Here is a 20,298-nt window from a genome sequence, read left to right on the forward strand (position 1 = left end):
TACGAGTATCATTCAAATGATGATTGTTCGATAAATCTCAACAGTTAAATTACCTGCTCAATTTAACTGAACATCTACATCAGACATACTGGAGGGAGTATGCTGCTCAACGAACATTTAAGTAAAATACTGCTCAAAGAGGCTGGACTTCCCGTACCAACCGGGGTGAAAATTTCCGAATCAGACCTTCCCGGTCTGCAACCCTACTTCCCCCTGCCGTGGATTTTGAAAGCACAGGTTCCGGTAGGCGGTCGCGGCAAGGCCGGAGGCATACAGAAGGTTGATTCTCAAGATGAATACGAAAAAACAGCCCGTCAGATCCTCAGCATGGAAATCAAGGGCAATAAGGTCCCCTTTCTGCGGGCCGAGCCTGCGGTGGACATCCGCAAGGAATTCTATCTTTCCCTGACCTTATCGCGCCAGCGCCGCAAGGTAATCATGACCGTAGGCCGCGAAGGTGGGGTAGAAATCGAAAACATGGGTCCTGAAAACCTGCTCATTCAGGAAATCAGCCTTCCCGGTGGATTGCAGCCTAACCAAATTCGCGCTGCATTCTTCCACATCGGCATTGCCAAAGAACTTTTCGCCGACTTCAGCAACATCGTTAAAAATCTCTATAATTCCATGATTGATAACGGCCTGCTACTGGCTGAGATCAACCCGCTGGCCCTGACCGGATACGGCAAGCTTCTCGCCCTCGACGGCAAAATCGAGATGGACGACAACATCGTCGACCTCAACCCCGCTTTTGAAAAGTTTTATCAGCCCGAACACTCCACTCCGGTCGAAAACATCGCCCGTGATGCCGGAATGAGCTTCGTCTCCCTCAAAGGCTGGGTAGGACTCATCGCCAACGGCGCAGGTCTGGCTATGGCCTCCATGGACGCGCTCAACTTCTCCGACCTCCCCGCAGCAAACTTCCTTGATCTCGGTGGCGCTGCGGATCAAAAACGTATTGAAACCGCCCTACGTCTGCTCTTTGATGATGATCAGGTCAAAGCTATCCTGATCAACCTCTTCGGCGGCATTCTTTCATGCGAACTGGTCGCCAAGGCCCTCGTGGCTGCGCTTGGCGGTAATGAGCCTGAAAAACCCATCGTGGTGCGTATGTCCGGTAACAGCGCGGAAGAAGGCCTTGAAGTTCTCAAACAGGTCAAAGGAGACAAGCTGCACCGAGCCAGAAACATGCAGGAAGCCCTCGACCTGCTGGCCAAGCTCAAGCCCGCTGACACACCCAAGATCGAATTCCCGGAACCTATTGCTGCCATGCCCGATTCCCGTCCACAGGACATCGGCTACAAGTCGCCGCACAATTTTGAAATCGACAAGGACACTCCCATCCTCGTGCAGGGTATCACCGGAGCTGAAGGCCGCTTGCATACCAAGCTCATGCTTGAATACGGCTCCAACATCGTTGCCGGGGTCACCCCCTTTAAAGGCGGTCAGGAAGTGCTCGGAGTTCCGGTTTACAACTCGATTAAGGAAGCACAGCGCCACCATGAAATCGGGGCCAGCATCATTTTTGTTCCGCCCAAGCTGGCAACTGATGCCATCCTTGAAGCAGCATCCTGCGAAATTCCATGGGTGGTCTGCATCACCGAAGGTATTGTTCAGTCAGCCATGCTCAACGTGCTGGAACAGGTTAAAGGCGGTAAATCAAGAATTGTCGGCCCCAACACCCCCGGCATGATCGTGCCCGGGCAGACCAAGATCGGTATCCTGCCCACAACCCCGTTCTCTCCCGGTCCGGTTGCGGTCCTTTCACGTTCCGGCACCCTGACTTACGAAGTAGCCGACCGCCTCAATCAGGTAGGCATCGGGCAGTCCCTGTCCATCGGTATCGGCGGTGACTCATACATCGGCACTACTTTTGCGGATGTTTTCGAGATGCTCAGAAACCACGATGAAACCAAGGCCGTAATGGTTCTCGGTGAGATCGGCGGTACTGCGGAACAGGATCTTGCAGACTACGTAATTGAAACAGGATTTGACAAACCCGTACTTTCCTTTATTGCTGGTCAGACCGCACCTCCGGGTAAACGTCTGGGCCACGCAGGTGCGATCCTTCAAGAAGGAACCGGGGTACAAGGCAAACTGGAAAAAATGCGCGAAGCAGGATTCACAGTCTGCCCCAGCCTTGAGTCGATCCCACAGCTGACAGCAGACGCACTTGGAATTAAGTTAAGTGAATAAAAACATATGCTTCTTTAATAGCAATAAAGCCTGGGGCGGCGGGGAAAAATGGAACCACCACTTTTCCCTGCTCCTCCGGGACCAAGGTTACAACGTCTTCGTGGTAACCAACCATAAATCCGAACTCAAAGCCCGCCTTGAAAACGAACCTGGCATCACCCTGCACAGCGAGCCGATCGGCAATCTTTCCTTCCTGAATCCCGTTTTAATGGGTCGCTTGAAATCTTTTTTCCAAGCCAACAATATCCAGACCTTGATAACCGCCCTACCTTCCGATCTCAAAAGCGGAGGCATAGCAGCCAAACGCGCCGGGGTTAACAGAGTAATTTACCGCCGAGGAATTGCCGTTCCGGTGAAGAATTCACTGCTCAACCGCTACATTTTCAAGAACGTTGTTGACCGCTTAATCGTCAATTCCCTTGAAACTAAACGCACCGTCTTAGCCAATAACTCTGAGTTGATTGATGAAAGCAAAATCCGCCAGATTTACAACGGCTTTGACGTAGCTGAATTCGATAAGCAAAAATTTTCCCCGCTCTATACTCCTGAAAACGGAGAGGTAGTGATCGGAAATGCAGCCCGCTTGACCGCTCAAAAAGGGCAAAAACACCTCATCGAGTGCGCAAAAATACTCAAAGATAAGGGCCTTAATTTCAAAATACTCATCGCCGGAAAAGGCGAAATGGAACAGGAATTAAAAGATTACGCCACAGCACTGGACGTAAACGATCGAGTTTCCTTCCTCGGCTTCATCAAAGACATGAAAAGCTTCCACGCTTCGCAGGATATTTTCTGCTTACCGTCACTCTGGGAAGGATTCGGCTATGCTCTAGTTGAAGCAATGACTTTGGAGAAACCTGTAGTAGGATTTAATATCAGCTCCAACCCTGAAGTTGTTGCTGACGGAGAAACTGGTATTCTTGTTCCGGTAGAAGATACCGAGAAGCTGGCAGTAGCTTTGGAAAAGATGATTCTGGATGTTGAATTACGCAAAAAGACGGGTGCTGCCGGACGTCAGCGGGTGTTGGAGAATTTTAATACTCCGCTAGTTTTGCGGAAGTTGGTTGAGGTAGTGGAGGAGTAAGGCGCCCGATTTGGAGCCATAATGTCAATTTCGTTCTATATTATATGATGCTTGAGCAAGCATAGTCAGCTATATTCATATCCACCATGTATAAGAAATGAAGGAATGAAAATGACTGACTTGAAAAACGAACTCTTTGCAAATGCCAAACAATGGGGCGCGGACCTGATCAAAGTTGCGGACACAGCCCGCATGAAATCCATGGAAACCCGTCCCGACGATCTGCTGAAGAATTTTCCGCGGGCAATATCAATTGCGATTCAGCTTGCTGACGGGATCATAGATACCATTGTAGATACTCCCACCGAAATATATTCTCAGCACTACCAACGCGTTAATGCCCTGCTCGACAACATCGCCTGCCGGGTGACCAGTTTCATACAAAACAATGGCGGCAAAGCCCTACCAATTCCGGCCAGTCAAATCCTCTGCGAAGAACGATTCGTTTCCTATATTTCCCACAAAGCAGTAGCCATAAATGCCGGACTCGGCTGGCAGGGCAAATCTTTACTGCTCGTCACCCCACAAGACGGACCGCGCATACGGCTGGTCACGATCCTCACCGATCTAGATATTCAGGCAGACAAACCGATCAAAAACCGTTGCGGTAAATGCACCCAATGCACCGACGCATGCCCTGCCGGAGCAATTAAAAACGTCAATACCGAGCTGCATTATTCATCACGAAATGAGGCGGTTGACTTGTCAGCCTGTGTGGATCATTTGAATAAGGTATCGGGGTACGGCAATTTGATGCCGTATATTTGTGGGGTTTGTGTGGCTAGTTGTCCGTGGGGAAAAAAAACGGCAGCCCCATCAAGGAACTGCCGTTTAACAAAATCTAAATCTAATCAACCGCCCTACTGACCAAACTCCTCAATAAAGCGCTTGATCTCCTGACGGGCACGGTCAACATAACCGGTAAATACCGCTTTGCAGGTATCGGTCATTTCCATGGACCAGTCAGTGTAGTTCTCAGGCTCCATGCCCAAGATGCGCATTTCCGGACGCTTGCCTACTGCTCCGGCCATATTCAGAGAATCAACCAGATCAATATCATGCAGGGACAAACGCTGCTTTTCGTTCTCTATGATATCTTTTTCTTCAAGATAATAGACTGTGCCTCCATCCTTCCCGCCATGAACGATGTCCAGCACTAGCAGGCCGTCGTAGCCTTCCAGAATATGAAAAATATCGTGGGTGAATGTTCCGCCGTCCACCAAGTGAACGTATTCGGGCCATTCTTCTTTCTTCAGTTCTTCTACAGCATGCACCCCGACGCCCTCATCGCCGAGGAGGATGTTACCAATCCCAAGTACCAACAGTTTCTTCATTATGAAATCCTTAGTTGATGCGCTTCGCGCCTTTGACGAAACATTTCGCCTCCGGCGGCCAAAGGGGATAATCCCCTTTGGAATCCTTAATAGTTTTAAATATAGCTATTAAAAATTCCGCCTCAAAATCATCATACGAATAAATCCTAATCGTATGAAAGGGAAACTCCCGGACACAGTAACCCTGCATCCGGGAGTTTATATACAGTGAAACGTCGTTACGCTAGCAACCTTCGCCTACGTGAACAACATGTTCTTCACCGGTCTCTGCGTGCAGCACGTGCACGGCACAACCCAGTCACGGGTCAAAGGATCGAATGATCCTTGAGATGTCAACAGGGTTTTTCGGATCAGGAACCGGGGTACCTACGAGGGCTTCCTCGATTGTACCACGATGACCTTTGTCATCACGAGGGGTGCTGTTCCAGAGGGTCGCGGGGATCATCTGGTAGTTCGCAGTTACGGAATCCTTGATGTTGATGTAGTGCAACAGGGAACCGCGGGGTGCTTCGGTAAGACCGAGACCTTCTGCGGACTCAGGAATTTCAGTCTTGACGTAAGTCTCTTCGCCGGGCTGAACTTCTTTGAGCCATGCATCCTGGATTGCGTTTGCAACCATGTAAGCTTCTTCTGCGCGTGCAACGTGCCGGCCCATAAGGGAGAATGCCATGTCTTCGCCCAGATCGCGGAACATCTTGGCTTCGATGCCGAAGAGATCCTTGAGCTGTTTTTTACCCATGGGGCTGAGCTCGGGGTTGTGAACCCACATACGTGCAAGGGGACCAACTTCAACAGCTTTGCCGTTGTAGCGGGAAGCCTTACAGAAGCTGTAAGCGTCCTTCTTGTGTACATCCGGGATGGTTTTACCTTCGCTGGGATGCAGGTCGGAACACTCATCGGTGTACCATGCGTACTTAGTGTATTCCTTGATGAGCTTCTGGTCGAAGCCTGCGTCTTTGCCGTCGATGTAAACACCGGGCTTGAGCAGGAATTCGGACTCAGCATCATCCATGGGGAATACGCCGTATGCCATAGCATTTTTGTAACCGCCACCGATCTTGAACAGATCTTTGTAAACGGAACCGATAAGGTAAACAGTAGGTACGTAGGTTTCTTCAATGAACTTCTGAACCTGCTTGAAACGGCTTGCGTACTCAGCGAGCTTTTCTTTGGTCGGAATTTCAGTTGCACCACCAACGACCTGACCGGAAACGTGAGGCATTTTACCACCGAACAGAGCTACCATTTCGTGGCAGATGCGGCGGATTTCAAGAGCCTTAACGTACTGGTCAACAGCTACCTTGTTGGTTTTTTCATCGAGACGCAGGTCAGGATGTTCGAAGCGGGGGACAAAGGGAGCTTTGCCGGGACCGCGTACGAAGTCCAGAGCTGCAAGATGATAGAAATGCAGAATGTGAGACTGCAGGTAGTTAGCACCGAAGATGAGGTTCTTGGTTACGCGACCGTTAGTGGTCAGCTTAACACCAAAAGCGTCATCAAGAGCGCGGGTAGAAGCAGTAGAGTGAGCTGTGGGGCAAACACCGCACAGACGCTGGGTCAGCTGAGCTGCATCGCGGGGATCACGTCCAACAAGGATGTTCTCGAAACCACGGTACATGCCGCCGGAGAGCCATGCATCAGTTACTTTACCGTCTTTAACTACGACCTCAGCCTTGAGGTGACCTTCGATTCGGGTTACCGGATCAATGGCAATCTTAATTTTCCCGTCTTTACCGGCGGGTGCATGAGATTTTGAAGACATAAGGATTTATACTCCTTTTCCGGTTAACCGGCTTCGTAGAAGGGAGACATTTCATCCGGGAATCCCGGTTCTACACAGCCAATACATACTGAGTTTTCAACACACCAGTTAACGCCGCCGTTCCACTTGCGTTTGAAGCAATCGGAGTTGGCATTGGGGCCTTTACAGCCCAGCTCGTAACGGCATTTAACAGGATCGGTGAAGATTTCAGCATATTCATCGTTGTCGAACGCCTCAAGATAGGGGCAGTTGTCATGGATGTTCTCACCGAAGAAAGGTGTGGGACGACCGTTTTCGTCAAGAATGGAGACGACATCGGCAAGACCGCCCTGCAGGCCTTTTTCTTCAATGGCATTGATAGCGACAACGAGGGTGCCAACCATCCAGTCAGGATGGGGAGGACAACCCGGAATGTTAACAACGGGAGTCTTCACGCCGTTTTCTGCGAGGAAATTGGTTACAGACATGGAGCCGGTAAGGTTTCCTTCAGCAGCGGGGATACCGCCGTATGCAGCGCAAGTACCAACGTTAACAACCACAGCAGCATTTTTAGCCATTTCGAGAGTGGCTTCAGTCATGGTGTATTCTTTGTGGTCTGCACCTGCACCAACGATACAGTAGTGGCCGTTCTCAGCTGTGGGAACGGAACCTTCAACAATAACGATGTACTTGCCCTTATTCTTTTCGGCCTGACTCATCATGAAATCCCAGGCTTCATGGCCTTCGGAACCCATAATGGTCGGGTGATAATCAAGGTTAATTACATCCAGAAGAACCTCTGCAATAGAGGGATGCACTGAGTTCAGAATGGAAACCGAACAACCGGTGCAGCCCTGTCCCTGCAGCCAGAAAACATTCGGTACAAACTTTTTCAGCGCATGCACGATACTGGGGTTGAACATCTGGGAAATCCCAAATCCAGCCACAGTTCCTGTGCACATTTTCACGAAATCTCGCCTGGTCAAACTCATCCCTACCTCCTTGGTGGTTGCCGGCGCAGTAAGGCACTGTCCTTACTAAGTAAAAAAAACCGCCACGGCGACGATATTTTTCAAATCCAAATACACGCTCCAACATTTTTCGTCAACAATATCTGATACAAAATTGATACATATATAGATATTTCCAATACCACATATAGACAGTTCCTTTTTTAACAATGTTGTCTGTTGAACCTTGCGCCCGTTTATGTTTATTGTCGTCCGGAGTACAAACGATGTACGACGCAAACGATTCAAACAAATTTTAAGGATATGTAATGGCTAAGAAAAAAAGTCGTATCGGACAAATTCTCCTACTGATTATTCTTGTTGCTGTGATCGGCACCGGGGCCTACCTGCTCTATAAAGATACCACTGCGCCTCAGGCGGCTTTGACACCGAATAAAGGATTCGTCACCTACAAGACTCCCATCAATGTAAATATCAGCGATACCCAATCCGGGCTTAAAGCAGTCAAAATCGTTCTTTCTCAAGGCGAGAAAAAAATTACTCTCACTGAAAAGAATCTTCCCAAGGGAAGCTTTGATTACAATGAAGATATTCTGATCAAGAAAAAACAGATCAAGGAAGGCCCGTTTGAACTGGCAGTATGGGCTGTGGATACTTCACTTGCCGGATTCGGAAGCGGTAATGCGGTCATCGCCAGAGGTAATTACACCCTCGATACCATCGCTCCCAAAATCACTGTCCAGACAACCACCCACAACTTTAATCAGGGCGGCTGCGGACTGCTGATCTACACGGTAAACGAAACTCCGGCCAAAACCGGCGTACAGGTAAACAAAGATTTCTTCCCCGGCCATAAACAGCCGGATGGCACCTATGCCTGCCTTTTCGCCATGCCCTACTACACCGCTAAAAAGGACTTTAACCCGGTGCTCGTTGCTGAAGACGCAGCCGGCAACGTGCGCAAAGGTTCATTCTGGTATCATGCCAATGGTAAAACCTACCGTCATGACCGAATCAACATTTCCGACCGTTTCCTGAACACCAAGATGCCTCAGTTTGAAGGCGATTTCCCCGGCCTGCCCAGTCAGGTTCAACTTTTCCTGAAAGTTAACCGCGAATTGCGTAAGAAGAACCGCGCAGAACTGCACCGTGTAGCGCAGGAAACCTCCCCGACTTTCCTTTTCGAAGGCAAGTTCAAGAGACTGCCCAATGCGGCTACCCGTGCCGGATTCGGTGATAAACGCAGCTATTACTATGCTGGCAAAGTCATCGACAAACAGACCCATCTGGGTATCGACCTTGCCAGCACCCGTCAGGCTCCAATTCCGGCAGCAAACAACGGACGGGTTATTCTTGCTGAATCTGATTTCGGTATCTACGGTAATGCTGTCATCATCGATCACGGCCTTGGTCTGCAGACCCTCTACTCTCACCTGAGCCAGATAGATGTTGAACCCGGCGATATGGTCGCAAAAGGACAAGTCATCGGTAAAACCGGAGCCACAGGCATGGCGGGCGGTGATCATCTGCACTACGGCGTCATCTGCGCCGGAATTCCGGTTAACCCAGTTGAATGGTGGGATGGACGCTGGATCAAAAACAATATTACCAGCAAATTAAAATAACTGGCAAAATTACAGAAATCAAAAGGCCCGCAATATCATTAACGATATTGCGGGCCTTTCTTAATTACCTGAAAGCTGAGACTAATTACCTAACCTGTTCTTCAAACAATTGGCATTCCATTCCCAATGACTACATGTATTAGAATATTTGAGGCAATAGTTTAAAACATTCAACTGAATAAAATCGCTTTTGCCAAAATGCTCCTGATAGTATGCATCCGCGTTATACCTGTTATCCCAAACATCATAACCAACTGACAAAGCCTGACTAACTTCCAGCTCGCAAAGGAATTGATAGATTCCGGAAGAATTCGTCCCCCCAGCAGCTTTAATTTTAGCTGCCAAGGCATCATTGGGCATTGCTCCTTGCAAAAAGTTTTCTACATATACCTTCAAGTCCCTGCCGGAAGGATCTACGTTGCCTGCCAATACTTGTGGCACACATATTACAGTCAACAAAAACACAACAGCAATTATCACAATTTTTTTCATATGATTCTCCCAAATATAAATATCTCTGACAAATAGACATTTCATCAAACTTAAAGTCAAAAATATTCACCGTGAAAGAACGTGAAAAATACAATCTATCGCAATTTAAGTCAGTTACTACAATCTTCTTTTTTAGATTTCTGAAAACCACACAGAATAAATCCTGCCAGTATCGCCGTAATGGGCGCCACCAGCACCAAACCGACACTTCCTACCAGAGTACGAAAAATCTCCGCAGCCACCAACTTGAAGTTAAGCATACGGGTAAAGGATGTTCCCTTGGTCACAAAAAGCATTAGCATGGTCAGATACCCGCCGGAATAAGCCAGCAACAAGGTTGTGGTCATGGTTCCGGTTACCATCCGCCCGACATTGAACCCGGACTTGATCAGCTCATTACGGGTGATATCCGGCTTTTTATCGAGCACTTCATTCATGGAAGCGGCAACATCCATGGCAATATCCATGGCCGCACCGGATGCCCCGAGAATGACAGACGCATAGAAAATATCCAACAGATCCAGAGTATAGTGGCCGGAGAAAATGAGCATGGTCGCAAATGGCGCTGTCATACCCGCCATCTTGAGCTTTTCACCGAAAAACAAGGTCAGGGTCAGGGCCAGCAACAAACCGCTCAGAGTTCCTAATGTAGCCACCACAGTCACCCGTGTTAATCCCGCAACGCAGGTAATGATCACCACAGTTAGCAAAGTTAGGGTAACTACAGTCAACAGGATCGGATTGCCGCCGCCAAGTAAACCAGGGATGAAAAATTTCCAGATGATGTAAAAACTAGTGATAAAGCTGAACAAAGCCTTAAGACCGATTGAACGGGCATAAATCAGCAGAATAACTACAAACAGGCCGAACAAGGCTAATTCCCAGCCCTGCCGGTACTGGTTGACGGCACGGGCTTCCACAGCTTTTCCGTCGTTAATCCTCACCGCCATGAGGATTGTGTCTCCGGGATGAAAAATTTCATCCATTTCCGGCTGACCGGTCAACTGATTGACCCCGGTAACAGTCTGGCCTTTGGCCTCCCCTTCCAACAAAATTGCAGTTACATGCTGGCCGCCGATACGGGCTGTTCCCATTTCCACCAAAGCGGCATTATCCACACTGGTTACAGTGGCGCGTAATTCATGCATCCCGGAATATGGATCAGGTCCGGCATGTTCATATTTCAAAAGTCCGATAATCCCGACGATCATCAGAATAAAAAATATCGGGGATATAAACCTTTTCATGGCTACCTCATAATATGGAAAAAGGCCCCCGCACAAGCGGGGACCTTATCAAAACAGATTCTATCAACTAATACGATTAGTTGTTGTAGGGAATCTTGGAGTACTTTTTCTGAGGACCGTAGGTATTACCCAGCAGAGCCTTGGAATCGGTGTGCTTGATGTCAGAAAGCTTAACTTCCATGACTTCAGCCATACGGTTGGGGATATCAGTGTTATCGATAAAGCCGTTGAATCTTTCAGCGCCTACACCAATAGCGGTTGCAGGAATGAATGTTCCGGTGTGAACAAAAGAGGTCCAGAACATACGTGCGCGCTGGGAGATCAGGTCGGTGACAGCACACATGGTCGGGGTGTAAGCGTAACCGTAGTTGGTCTGCTTATCCGCGGGCAGGTGCTGGTTCTTGTCCTGAACAACCATTGCGTCGGCAAGAATTTTATCTTCAGCAGGAGTACGATCGGTCAGGCCCCACTCTTTTTCAACGTAAGCGATGAAAGCAGCGTGACGCTTTTTAAGATCGGATTCTTTCTTACAGAGCTTGTTGTAGTATTTGTCAAGGTTGTCTTCTGCAGAAACTTGAACTTTTTCGAGTTCTTTAAGGTTGAGGAAGTAACCTTTGGAGTCCATGGAGATACCCAGAGCAACACCACCGGTTTCGTGGTCGGCAGCAGTTACGATAAGAGTGTCTTCAGGGTGCTTCTGGTAGAAGTCGTATGCGACTTTAACAGCTTCATCCATAGCGATGGTGTCAAGGATGGTGGACTTGGGATCATGAGCGTGAGCTGCATGGTCAATACGTCCGCCTTCAACCATCAGGAAGAAAGGCTTATCCTGAGCATCCAGAGACTTAACTGCTTTTTCGGTCAGTTCGCAAAGGGAAGGCAGTTTGTTTTCAGTCAGCTTGCTGTTACGACGCTCAACCTCGTAGGGAAGGTGGCTGTAAGTAAGAGCTGCGAAAACTTTTTCGCCTTTTTTAGGCTTGTAAGCACGAAAAGCATCACGGGTGGAATCACCAACGAAAGTCTTGTAGCCCTTGTCTGCAAACATTTTCACAACGTCTTTGTCGTCTTTACGCTTGGATTTCAGACCCTGAGCGTTGTCCTTTGCAACGAAGTGACGGTAGCCACCACCAGCGAAGAAATCAAAGCCGGAGTTAGCCTGATCAATAGCAATTTCGTTTGCTGCGTTACGATCAGGGTTGTGAGCGGAGAAAGAAGCAGGAGTTGCGTGGGTAAGACGGGTGGAGGTAACAATACCTACAGCGTAACCGTTATCCCTTGCTGCTTCAGCAATAGATTTTATGTCGGTACCATCGGGAAGTTTACCGATGTAACCGTTGGTGGTTTTGTAACCACATGCCAGCGCGGTTCCGCCAGCTGCGGAGTCGGTGATCAGGGTGTTGTCAGAATAGGTGGTAACCAGAGCAGACTGGGGAAAAGTGTTCATGACCAGCTTAGCTTCTGCATCATTCTTTTCCATTTTGTTGTACAGCTCGGCAGCCATACGCTGTGTGGGTCCAAGACCATCACCAATGAAGTAGAATACGTACTTAGGCGCACCTGCAAATGCGGTAGCCGCAACCATTGCCAAACAGACCGCCAGAACCAACGGGCGAACAATCCTTCTAAACATTTTCACATTCCTTACCGTTTAGAGTTATGCCTCATGCTGAAAAAACAGCACGAAGCTGCAATGCTCCCATCGCAACAATTCACCGCATCACTCCACGCAGCAAATCCACGAAGGTCACAACTCAACATTGCATATAGGTAATTGCGAAGTTTAGGCAGGATCAGCCCGCATTTTAATGATCCTCCGACTCCTATAAAGGAGACCTTCAAAACCCACAGCAACAACACAATATTTCTGCTTTTCGCAAGAAATTTAAGCCACTTTAGAGTGATTGAAGTTATTGTCAATAGGGGTTTCACGATAGAATAACGAGAAAAGATCGTAACACAACTGTAACAATGTGAAATCTCATTTTTATTTCCTGACAAAAAACTTTATAAAAATTCGAACTATTTTCTTGTTAATGCCAATTTAGACATCAAACGAGACTAATCTGTCCTTTTTCGAAAACTAATAGCAATCAAACTTATCCTTAAAATTCATTACCGAACCAAATTAGTTCGTATTTGAAAAACTAATTACTCACATACTCATCCGCTTTGCAGACATGCCGAGGTAAAACCATTCTGGTGGAACCAACTTCACGCACCCTGCACACATCTTCATAAATCTCATCAAGAATGCTGTCACAAAAGATTTCAGATGGCCTGCCCTGGGTGATAAGACGCTGCTTTCCCAAAACCACTACATTATCACAAAACCAAAGCACATGATTCGGATCATGTGTGCAGGCAACAATGGTTGTTCCATTGTCAGCTATCTGCCTGAGTATGTTTAAAATCTTCAACTGGTTGCTGAAATCCAAAGCAGAGGTAGGTTCATCAAGGAACAACAAAGGTGTTTCCTGCGCAACTGCCCGCGCTATCAACACCATCTGACGTTGCCCTCCGCTGAGTCTGCTGTATGGTTCATCAGCAAGGTCACTGACTCCGATCAGCTCCATTGCCTCTTGTGCCTTACGCTTATGGCTGTTTGAAACACCGAAAAAGCCGGAAATATGAGGAGTACGCCCCATAAGCACGACATCCTTAACCAGATATGGAAATGGCGGCTTATGTTCCTGAGGCACGTAAGAAACCATTTTAGCCATTGAACGTATGGACTCACGCGCGATATCTCGGCCATCAATGTGAATACTCCCGGAACCGCTTTTCAAAAATTTCAGGCAACACTTGAAAAGAGTTGTTTTTCCGCAGCCGTTTGGTCCGAAAAGGCCGCAAATCTGCCCTTTTGACACATTGAAATTAATGTCATCCAAAACCTTATAACCATTGCCATATTCAAAAGATAAATTCTCTACTTTCAGCATAATTATCATCCGAAGGCAGATTTGCCTTTACTTCTCAGCAAATAAATGAGGTATGGCGCTCCCAATATTGAAGCGATAATTCCAACCGGAATCTCTGAGGTAGTCAGGTTACGCGCCAAAGTATCACAGAAGACCAGATAAAGACTGCCCATGATCGCAGCAGCCGGGAGCATAAATCTATGATCCGGCCCAATCAGCATCCTTGCAGCATGGGGCATCATAAGTCCCACCCAGGCGATAATTCCAACTACGGAAACCGAAAGCGCGGTCATCAGCGTGGCAAGCAGGATGAAAATTGATTTGTACAATTCCGGATTGATCCCCAATGTACGGGCTTCTTCATCACCCATGGAGATAATGTTCAGCTTCCAGCTCATAGTTAACAGAATAAACGTTATGACCAGCACCACAGGCAGAACCAATTCAACATCCTTCCAGACAGCATAGTAAAAACCACCCATCAACCAGAAAACGATTTCCCGCAAAGCAGCATCAGCCGCGAGGTATTTTAAAATTGAAAGCATAGCCGAGAACAATGCCCCGACAATCACTCCGGCTAAAATCAAAGTTACGATGGGAGTTTCCCCACGCACCCGGGCCAGACCATATGCTCCGAAGACTGCGACTAATGAGAAGACAAAAGCCGAGAGTTGCAGTGAGAATAAAAAGGCAGGCAACACTATTGCCAAGGCTGCCCCGAAAGCTGCTCCCGAAGATGCCCCCAAAATATACGGCTCCACGAGTGGATTCTTAAAACAACCCTGAAAAACTCCCCCAGAAATAGCCAGAGCCGCCCCCACAGCAGTTGCGAGCAAAATCCGAGGCATTCGAATATCCCAGACCACGGTATTATGGAGCTTATTTATGGCTGATACATCACCACCGGGAATAAGATGCGCAGCAAGCACATCAAGGACATTTATGAATTTTAAACCAAACGGACCGACCACAGCTGAGCCTGCAATTGTCAACAACAAACAGCTAAAAAGCGCAATAAGAATAAGTCCCTTCCGCCCTTCCTTAAAATCACAGGCAGCGGGAGTTATCTCCGCGCTGCCTGCAACTGCTGAATACGAACTTGTCATACCGGCGACCTACCAATCCTCTTCCACGGTCCAGTCCAACCACTGGGTTGAACGTAATCCCCGGGCAGTGGCATCGTCGGCCCCATAAACATTCTTATAAAAATCAAGGACCCATTCGCTCATTTTGATATCCTTGAACAATTCAGGGTGACAGGCCTTTGCCATGATCATTATTTCAATCGGATACTCAATGCGTTTGGCACAATTGCAAGGAGTCCAAGGAAGGGCCACTACCCTGCGATTCTTCACTGCTTTCAAACCGGAAAGACGGGTATAATAAGGGGCCGTGTATAATTCCTTAGGCGGATGATAGCCCCATGCTGTGGGCAGGACGATAACATCAGGGTCCATAGCGAAAACCTGCTCGGTGTTGACGACAGAAAAACTGCCGCCACCTTCATAGGCATTTTTCGCTTTAACTATATTTTCAAGAAAATATGACTCGATTGTATCCTTGCCATGGGTGGTCCCTGCCCCGCCTTCACCACGGGCCTTGGGACTAAGTCCGAACAGGAGTACTGAAGGTCTTTGTTCATCAGTAACCGCAGCAGTCCTTTCGCACACCATATCAACAACACTTTCAAGATAACGAGATAATTTTAGCGCTTCTTTATTCTTATCAAAAACCTCACCTACAACACGGATCTCTTCACTAATATTCTTGATATCCTGGGAACAGAAGGCCGGAGGACCGTTAAGCACAACCAGCGGGATCCCAAGCGCTTCAATCATCTGAATATGCCTTTTCAAGGCCTCGCTCTTATTCTTGGACGTTTTTGAATAGCAGGAACCGACCCGCAAAAAAACCAAATCCGGCTGCAGCTTAGCCAACTCTTCAAAATTTATGGATTTGCCGTAAGTCGACATATAGGGAAGCTCCCGCAACCACGGGTTCAGGAAACTAACGGGATTGCTCCCGTTCATGTAGGTATATTTCTCACCGTCAACAGTGGGATACGAATACTTAAATATTTTCACCGGGCAGTGGGAGCCAAGCGCGACAATACGATCCTGAACCCCAAGAACCGTCATGACTCCGGCGCTGAATCCATCATCAAGAGTTATTACCCTTTGCGGTGATGCAGGAATTTCTACCAGCTTGCCACGCATGTCCGTGATCATTTTTGTTTTAGCCAAGCAGGTACTGGCAACGCCCGTGACCAGAACAAGACTCAAAAACAACCCTCGAAAACACTTCGTCATATACTTACTTTTATCAGCCCTCACAGCAAACCTCTTCATCTTTTGTTATCATTAAGTCTTATGAATCTGAAATATGTAACACTGCTAGCTTGCAGTAAATGAAGTGTCAATCTGTTTCGTCAAAATAAACGCTCACCCCGTACAATTATTGATTTCTGAATCAAGCCCTGTCCCATACAAGCCAAAAATCGATTATTTTTCCTAGTTGCCAGAAAAGGGCTTCACATTAGATTGCGGCATCCAGTTGAATTATTGAGTATACAACACAATGGTCCGTATTTTGTATAATTCCATACGACGAGGGGAGAAATTTCCGCAACTATAGGGAAGGTGGAAAATGTGGAAATCAATAGTAATCACGACAGCGCTGCTGCTCTTTGGTACTAACAATCTCTTTGCTGCTGATTTCGGGTATGTAGAGGAGACAAATACAAGCGAAAAAACAACCGTCTCAAGTATGGAAGAAGAATTCTCATTCACAGACTTTGTGACAGGATTAAATATAACTGATGACATGCAAACAGGATTGATCTTCGGCTTGGACAGCCACCCCACAGCTCCCCACGACGGTCCCGAAGCCCCTCCCAGTGCAATGGGTCTTGGGCTGGGATTCAGCTTCAGCTTCTAATTGAAAATTTTTGACCTCTCAACGATGCGCCAGAACACGGACTCTGCAGTTGCTTTACGATCTCCTCCCTCTGCCTGCCCATTGGTCAAGATAACGAAGTAATACCCTCTGTATTTGAAAGCCAGCGCTGTATATATCCCCGCAAAATTTCCATTGTGCCCCACGGCACTATACTTGTTCATGACCCCAAGGCCATAAGAAATGCCATCATAAGTTACCGGCCGGAAATCCATTTGTTCAGTCTTCAGCCCGGAATCAATGCCGAATCCGTTCAAATATGCCTTCAACCACTGCAACATATCCGAAGCAGTTGAAACACCGTTTCCAGAGCACCATGCCCATGAAGGATTAATCTTCAGGCTGAGATCCTTTATCTTTCCGGTTTGAGGATTGTAGTCATGACCTTTGGCAAAAGGCTCTGAAATATTAGCGCTTTTCACAGGGAATGTTGTAGACTTCAAGTTCAATGGCTTGAGTATGCGCTGATAAACCTGATGCTCAAAGCTGTCCCCGGTCACCTTCTCGACAATCAACCCCAGAAGCACATAATTGGAATTATTGTACTCAAACTCCAGACCGACCTTGCAACGATGTGTACTTCCAAATTGCAGCAAAAGCTCAGGAGTCCAATGCTTCCATGGTCTCTCCCTGAACAAAGTTAAGAACTCTTTATCAACAGTAAAATTCCCCAGACAACTGCGCATCTGTAATAAATTACGAATAGTAACGCGGTTAGTCTCAGGGATTACTTCCGGCAATATTTTATGGACGTGAGTATCAAGACTGATTTTACCCTCATGTACCAACATGAGTATTACGGAAGCTACAAAAGTCTTGGTGATGCTGCCGATACGGAATTTAAGATTATTCCCCATGGGCTTTCGGCTTCCAATTCTGCGCACCCCTGCCCTGTATGTCCAAACCTGCCCTTGCGGGGTCTCCACCATCATCACAGCACCGGGAATTTTCAATTCCTGAATAGATTCACGCAAAATCTTGTTGATATCATTATGACCGGAAGCTTCTGAACAGATGTAAATCGTCAACACAAAGATAGCTATAAATACAGCAGTTATCACGCGGCGAAACTTGCACGCGAACTCACATCCTTTATATATCCTGTACCGGTTTTCCATACTTAACCATAACATGAAATTCGGCTGATATGGAACCACCTCCCCCATCAAGCTGGCACAAAAAAAGGATGTCCCCGGAAGGGACATCCTTTCTGATATCGATTTCTATCTGAACTTTAATGCGGCTGAGCCTGATACTCTTCCTTGATCAAGTTAAGCGCAATGGGAGTGGCACTGTCACGCCCGCGGAACAACTCTTCAGCAGAAAGGTTATCCAAAGCGCAACTAAGCACTTCGTCCATATTCTCCACCGGAATAACTTCAAGGTCCTTAAGGATCGCATCAGGCACATCCTTGAGATCCTTCTTGTTATCAATGGGAATAAGCACAGTCTTGGAAAGTCCTCTGTGGGCAGCAAGCAGCTTTTCCCTCAAACCGCCAATGGGCAGGACACGGCCACGCAGTGTGATTTCCCCGGTCATTGCCAGATCGTGGCGCACCGGAACATTCAGGAACGCGGAAGCAATGGCTGTACACAGGGTAATACCGGCTGAAGGGCCATCCTTAGGAGTAGCGCCTTCAGGAACGTGCACGTGAATATCAATCTTCTCATGAAAATCCGGTTTCAGACCAAAAAGATCGGAACGGGACCGAATATATGAAAGTGCGGCCTGCGCAGATTCCTGCATGACTTCACCGAGCTTACCGGTGATGACCACTTTACCCTTACCGGGCATAAGCACGACTTCCACCATGAGCATTTCACCGCCTACCTGAGTGTAGGCCAGACCGGTGGCAACACCGACCAAAGATCTATCTTCACTGGCTCCGAAACGGAATTTATGGACCCCTAAAATCTTGTTCAGATTAGCGGTGGTCACATGAACACTCTTGCTCTTATCCTCGGATTCCACAATCTGCATGGCAGTCTTACGACAAACCTTGGCAAGCTCACGCTCAAGGTTACGCACTCCGGCCTCACGAGTGTAGGTACGGATGATGTCGATCATGGCGTTATCAGAAATAGCAAGGTTATCTTCCTTAAGACCATGTTCCTCAACCTGCTTGGGTAGCAGGAAGTCCTTGGCAATATGCATCTTCTCGGTTTCAAGGTAACCGGGGAGCTTAATTATCTCCATTCTGTCCTGCAGCGGCAGGGGAATGGAATGGAGATCGTTTGCAGTGGTGATGAAAAAGACCTTGGAGAGATCATAATCAAGATCAAGGTAATGATCGTTGAAAGTTCCGTTCTGCTCCGGATCAAGCACTTCCAGAAGCGCCGCAGAGGGGTCGCCCCTGAAATCGGTGCTCATCTTATCCACTTCATCAAGACAGATAACCGGGTTGCTGTATTCGCAACGTCTCATGGACTGGATAATCTTACCCGGAAGAGCACCAACGTAGGTACGACGGTGACCACGAATTTCAGCTTCGTCACGTACCCCACCAAGGGAGAGACGGACGAATTCACGGCCCATGGCCCGGGCAATTGAGCGGGCTATGGAGGTCTTACCTACACCGGGGGGACCGGCAAAACAGAGGATGGGGCCTTTGATGGTATCTACAAGAGACTGCACAGCCATGTACTCAAGGATGCGCTCTTTTGGCTTTTCCAGACCGTAATGGTCTTCATCCAGAATCTTACGTGCTTCAGCTATATCGAGCTTGGTCTTTTTATATTTGTTCCATGGAAGCTCCATAACCCAGTCCACATAGTTGCGGACAACGGTATACTCGGCTGAGGAAGGAGCCATCTGGCGCAATTTCTTAATTTCCTTGCGCACCCGCTCCCGGGACTCTTCTTCCATGTTCTTTTCATTAAGCTGCTCTTCAAGTTCATGGGCTTCTGCCTGAGGATCATCCTCACGCCCCATTTCCTTGTTGATAGCCTTGAGCTGCTCGTTGAGATAATACTCGCGCTGGTTCTTTTCCATCTGTCCTTTAACGCGGTTCTTGACCCGTTTTTCAATGGACACGATTTCAATTTCACCAAGCAGGAGTTCATAAACCGCTTCCAGCCTTTCAATGGGATCAACCATCTCAAGAATGCTCTGCTTCTTGAGAAACTCCACCTTGAGGTGGGGCATGATGGAATCTGCAAGTTTCCCGGCAGTACGGATGGTTGAAATGGCCAGAATGGTCTCAGGAGCAATCTTCTTGTTCACCTTGCCGAATTTTTCAAGGGCTTCGTGAACAGAACGCACCAGAGCCTCGGTTGTATGCTCTTCAGCCGGAAGATCATCAACCCGGTCAATATTTACCAGCGGGAAATTCTCACCAAAAACAACACTATCTGATTCAGGATTCCAGCTGGCGCGGTACATCCCTTCAAAGAGCACCTTAATGGTACCATCAGGAAGCCTGAGCATCTGCAGAATCTTACTGACAGTACCTACCCGGAAAAGATCTTCCGGTTCAGGCTTTTCTTTCTCAGGAAATTCCTGAGTGACCAGAAAAATCTTTTTATCATAATCGGAAATAGCTTCTTCAATTGCTTTGATTGAAGACTCCCGACCAACAAAAAGAGGCACAATGGAACGCGGGAACATTACTACTTCCCGCAGTGACATCATCGGAAGAATATTCTGTTCAGCGGATGTATTGCCACCTTCAAAAACTGTGGACGACATTTATCCTCCTGCTTTTAACCCGGAAACGTCTTTAAACCAAACGAGAACAA

General features: G+C 47.7%; 16 protein-coding genes. 5 read left to right on the plus strand and 11 right to left on the minus strand.

Annotation, left to right across the window (positions count from 1 at the left end; genetic code table 11):
• The first annotated feature begins 99 nt into the window (after positions 1 to 99).
• From sucD to ACO05Z_RS09890, 3 genes are all read left to right on the plus strand, one after another.
• Positions 100 to 2,193 (plus strand): succinate--CoA ligase subunit alpha, encoded by a 2,094-nt coding sequence (gene sucD, locus ACO05Z_RS09880; RefSeq protein WP_421902012.1) that lies wholly within the window; start codon positions 100 to 102, stop codon positions 2,191 to 2,193.
• The gene (locus ACO05Z_RS09885; RefSeq protein ID WP_421902013.1) at positions 2,186 to 3,277 is read left to right on the plus strand and encodes a glycosyltransferase; all 1,092 of its coding nucleotides are present in this window, start codon (positions 2,186 to 2,188) and stop codon (positions 3,275 to 3,277) included. The genes sucD and ACO05Z_RS09885 overlap by 8 nt, the downstream gene beginning before the upstream one ends.
• Before the next feature lie 111 nt (positions 3,278 to 3,388).
• Positions 3,389 to 4,144 (plus strand): 4Fe-4S double cluster binding domain-containing protein, encoded by a 756-nt coding sequence (locus ACO05Z_RS09890; protein ID WP_421902014.1) that lies wholly within the window; start codon positions 3,389 to 3,391, stop codon positions 4,142 to 4,144.
• On the opposite strand, the gene hysD is transcribed toward ACO05Z_RS09890, so the two are convergent.
• From hysD to hysB, 3 genes are all read right to left on the minus strand, one after another.
• Positions 4,138 to 4,611 carry a NiFeSe hydrogenase maturation protease gene (gene hysD / locus ACO05Z_RS09895; RefSeq protein WP_421902015.1) on the minus strand — a complete coding sequence of 158 codons (474 nt, stop codon included), beginning with the start codon at positions 4,609 to 4,611 and terminating at the stop codon, positions 4,138 to 4,140. The genes ACO05Z_RS09890 and hysD overlap by 7 nt on opposite strands.
• Positions 4,612 to 4,834: 223 nt before the next feature.
• Positions 4,835 to 6,373 carry a NiFeSe hydrogenase large subunit HysA gene (gene hysA / locus ACO05Z_RS09900; protein ID WP_421902016.1) on the minus strand — a complete coding sequence of 513 codons (1,539 nt, stop codon included), beginning with the start codon at positions 6,371 to 6,373 and terminating at the stop codon, positions 4,835 to 4,837.
• A gap of 23 nt (positions 6,374 to 6,396) precedes the next feature.
• On the minus strand, positions 6,397 to 7,344 hold the full coding sequence (gene hysB / locus ACO05Z_RS09905) for a NiFeSe hydrogenase small subunit (protein WP_421902017.1): 948 nt from the start codon (positions 7,342 to 7,344) through the stop codon (positions 6,397 to 6,399).
• A 287-nt stretch (positions 7,345 to 7,631) separates the two neighbouring features.
• Between hysB and ACO05Z_RS09910 the strand changes: the two genes are divergently transcribed.
• Positions 7,632 to 8,948 (plus strand): M23 family metallopeptidase, encoded by a 1,317-nt coding sequence (locus tag ACO05Z_RS09910; protein WP_421902018.1) that lies wholly within the window; start codon positions 7,632 to 7,634, stop codon positions 8,946 to 8,948.
• Positions 8,949 to 9,029: 81 nt separating this feature from the next.
• Here ACO05Z_RS09910 and ACO05Z_RS09915 read toward each other — a convergent pair whose 3' ends face one another.
• The 6 genes from ACO05Z_RS09915 to ACO05Z_RS09940 all read right to left on the minus strand — a co-directional run bounded on the left by ACO05Z_RS09915 (position 9,030) and on the right by ACO05Z_RS09940 (position 15,887).
• Positions 9,030 to 9,440 carry a hypothetical protein gene (locus tag ACO05Z_RS09915; RefSeq protein WP_421902019.1) on the minus strand — a complete coding sequence of 137 codons (411 nt, stop codon included), beginning with the start codon at positions 9,438 to 9,440 and terminating at the stop codon, positions 9,030 to 9,032.
• Positions 9,441 to 9,550: 110 nt separating this feature from the next.
• Positions 9,551 to 10,687: a YibE/F family protein gene (locus ACO05Z_RS09920; protein ID WP_421902020.1), complete on the minus strand. Its 1,137-nt coding sequence runs from the start codon at positions 10,685 to 10,687 to the stop codon at positions 9,551 to 9,553.
• A 76-nt stretch (positions 10,688 to 10,763) separates the two neighbouring features.
• Entirely contained in the window at positions 10,764 to 12,317 is a 1,554-nt protein-coding gene (locus tag ACO05Z_RS09925; protein ID WP_421902021.1) for an alkaline phosphatase, read from the minus strand.
• 514 nt (positions 12,318 to 12,831) lie between these two features.
• Positions 12,832 to 13,626 (minus strand): ABC transporter ATP-binding protein, encoded by a 795-nt coding sequence (locus ACO05Z_RS09930; RefSeq protein WP_421902022.1) that lies wholly within the window; start codon positions 13,624 to 13,626, stop codon positions 12,832 to 12,834.
• Positions 13,627 to 13,631: 5 nt separating this feature from the next.
• Positions 13,632 to 14,711: a FecCD family ABC transporter permease gene (locus tag ACO05Z_RS09935; protein ID WP_421902023.1), complete on the minus strand. Its 1,080-nt coding sequence runs from the start codon at positions 14,709 to 14,711 to the stop codon at positions 13,632 to 13,634.
• Between the two features lie 9 nt (positions 14,712 to 14,720).
• Complete coding sequence (locus ACO05Z_RS09940) at positions 14,721 to 15,887, minus strand: ABC transporter substrate-binding protein (RefSeq protein ID WP_421902024.1); 1,167 nt, start codon at positions 15,885 to 15,887, stop codon at positions 14,721 to 14,723.
• Positions 15,888 to 16,251: 364 nt separating this feature from the next.
• On the opposite strand from ACO05Z_RS09940, the gene ACO05Z_RS09945 reads away from it, so the two are divergent.
• On the plus strand, positions 16,252 to 16,542 hold the full coding sequence (locus tag ACO05Z_RS09945; protein ID WP_421902025.1) for a hypothetical protein: 291 nt from the start codon (positions 16,252 to 16,254) through the stop codon (positions 16,540 to 16,542).
• Here the strand turns inward: ACO05Z_RS09945 and ACO05Z_RS09950 are convergent.
• Together ACO05Z_RS09950 and lon are read right to left on the minus strand one after the other, a co-directional pair.
• Positions 16,539 to 17,621: a serine hydrolase domain-containing protein gene (locus ACO05Z_RS09950; RefSeq protein WP_421902026.1), complete on the minus strand. Its 1,083-nt coding sequence runs from the start codon at positions 17,619 to 17,621 to the stop codon at positions 16,539 to 16,541. The genes ACO05Z_RS09945 and ACO05Z_RS09950 overlap by 4 nt on opposite strands.
• Positions 17,622 to 17,794: 173 nt before the next feature.
• Positions 17,795 to 20,248: an endopeptidase La gene (gene lon, locus ACO05Z_RS09955; protein WP_421902027.1), complete on the minus strand. Its 2,454-nt coding sequence runs from the start codon at positions 20,246 to 20,248 to the stop codon at positions 17,795 to 17,797.
• Positions 20,249 to 20,298: the final 50 nt, after the last annotated feature.

The organism is Maridesulfovibrio sp., assembly GCF_965230075.1.
Classification (GTDB): Bacteria; Desulfobacterota; Desulfovibrionia; order Desulfovibrionales; family Desulfovibrionaceae; genus Maridesulfovibrio.

Excerpts from the sequence above, each read along its gene's own strand:
- sucD (WP_421902012.1), top strand. The coding sequence starts at position 100 with ATGCTGCTCAACGAACATTTAAGTAAAATACTGCTCAAAGAGGCTGGA.
- ACO05Z_RS09890 (WP_421902014.1), top strand. The coding sequence starts at position 3,389 with ATGACTGACTTGAAAAACGAACTCTTTGCAAATGCCAAACAATGGGGC.
- hysD (WP_421902015.1), bottom strand. The coding sequence starts at position 4,611 with ATGAAGAAACTGTTGGTACTTGGGATTGGTAACATCCTCCTCGGCGAT.
- hysB (WP_421902017.1), bottom strand. The coding sequence starts at position 7,344 with ATGAGTTTGACCAGGCGAGATTTCGTGAAAATGTGCACAGGAACTGTG.
- ACO05Z_RS09910 (WP_421902018.1), top strand. The coding sequence starts at position 7,632 with ATGGCTAAGAAAAAAAGTCGTATCGGACAAATTCTCCTACTGATTATT.
- ACO05Z_RS09915 (WP_421902019.1), bottom strand. The coding sequence starts at position 9,440 with ATGAAAAAAATTGTGATAATTGCTGTTGTGTTTTTGTTGACTGTAATA.
- ACO05Z_RS09920 (WP_421902020.1), bottom strand. The coding sequence starts at position 10,687 with ATGAAAAGGTTTATATCCCCGATATTTTTTATTCTGATGATCGTCGGG.
- ACO05Z_RS09925 (WP_421902021.1), bottom strand. The coding sequence starts at position 12,317 with ATGTTTAGAAGGATTGTTCGCCCGTTGGTTCTGGCGGTCTGTTTGGCA.
- ACO05Z_RS09930 (WP_421902022.1), bottom strand. The coding sequence starts at position 13,626 with ATGCTGAAAGTAGAGAATTTATCTTTTGAATATGGCAATGGTTATAAG.
- ACO05Z_RS09935 (WP_421902023.1), bottom strand. The coding sequence starts at position 14,711 with ATGACAAGTTCGTATTCAGCAGTTGCAGGCAGCGCGGAGATAACTCCC.
- ACO05Z_RS09945 (WP_421902025.1), top strand. The coding sequence starts at position 16,252 with ATGTGGAAATCAATAGTAATCACGACAGCGCTGCTGCTCTTTGGTACT.
- lon (WP_421902027.1), bottom strand. The coding sequence starts at position 20,248 with ATGTCGTCCACAGTTTTTGAAGGTGGCAATACATCCGCTGAACAGAAT.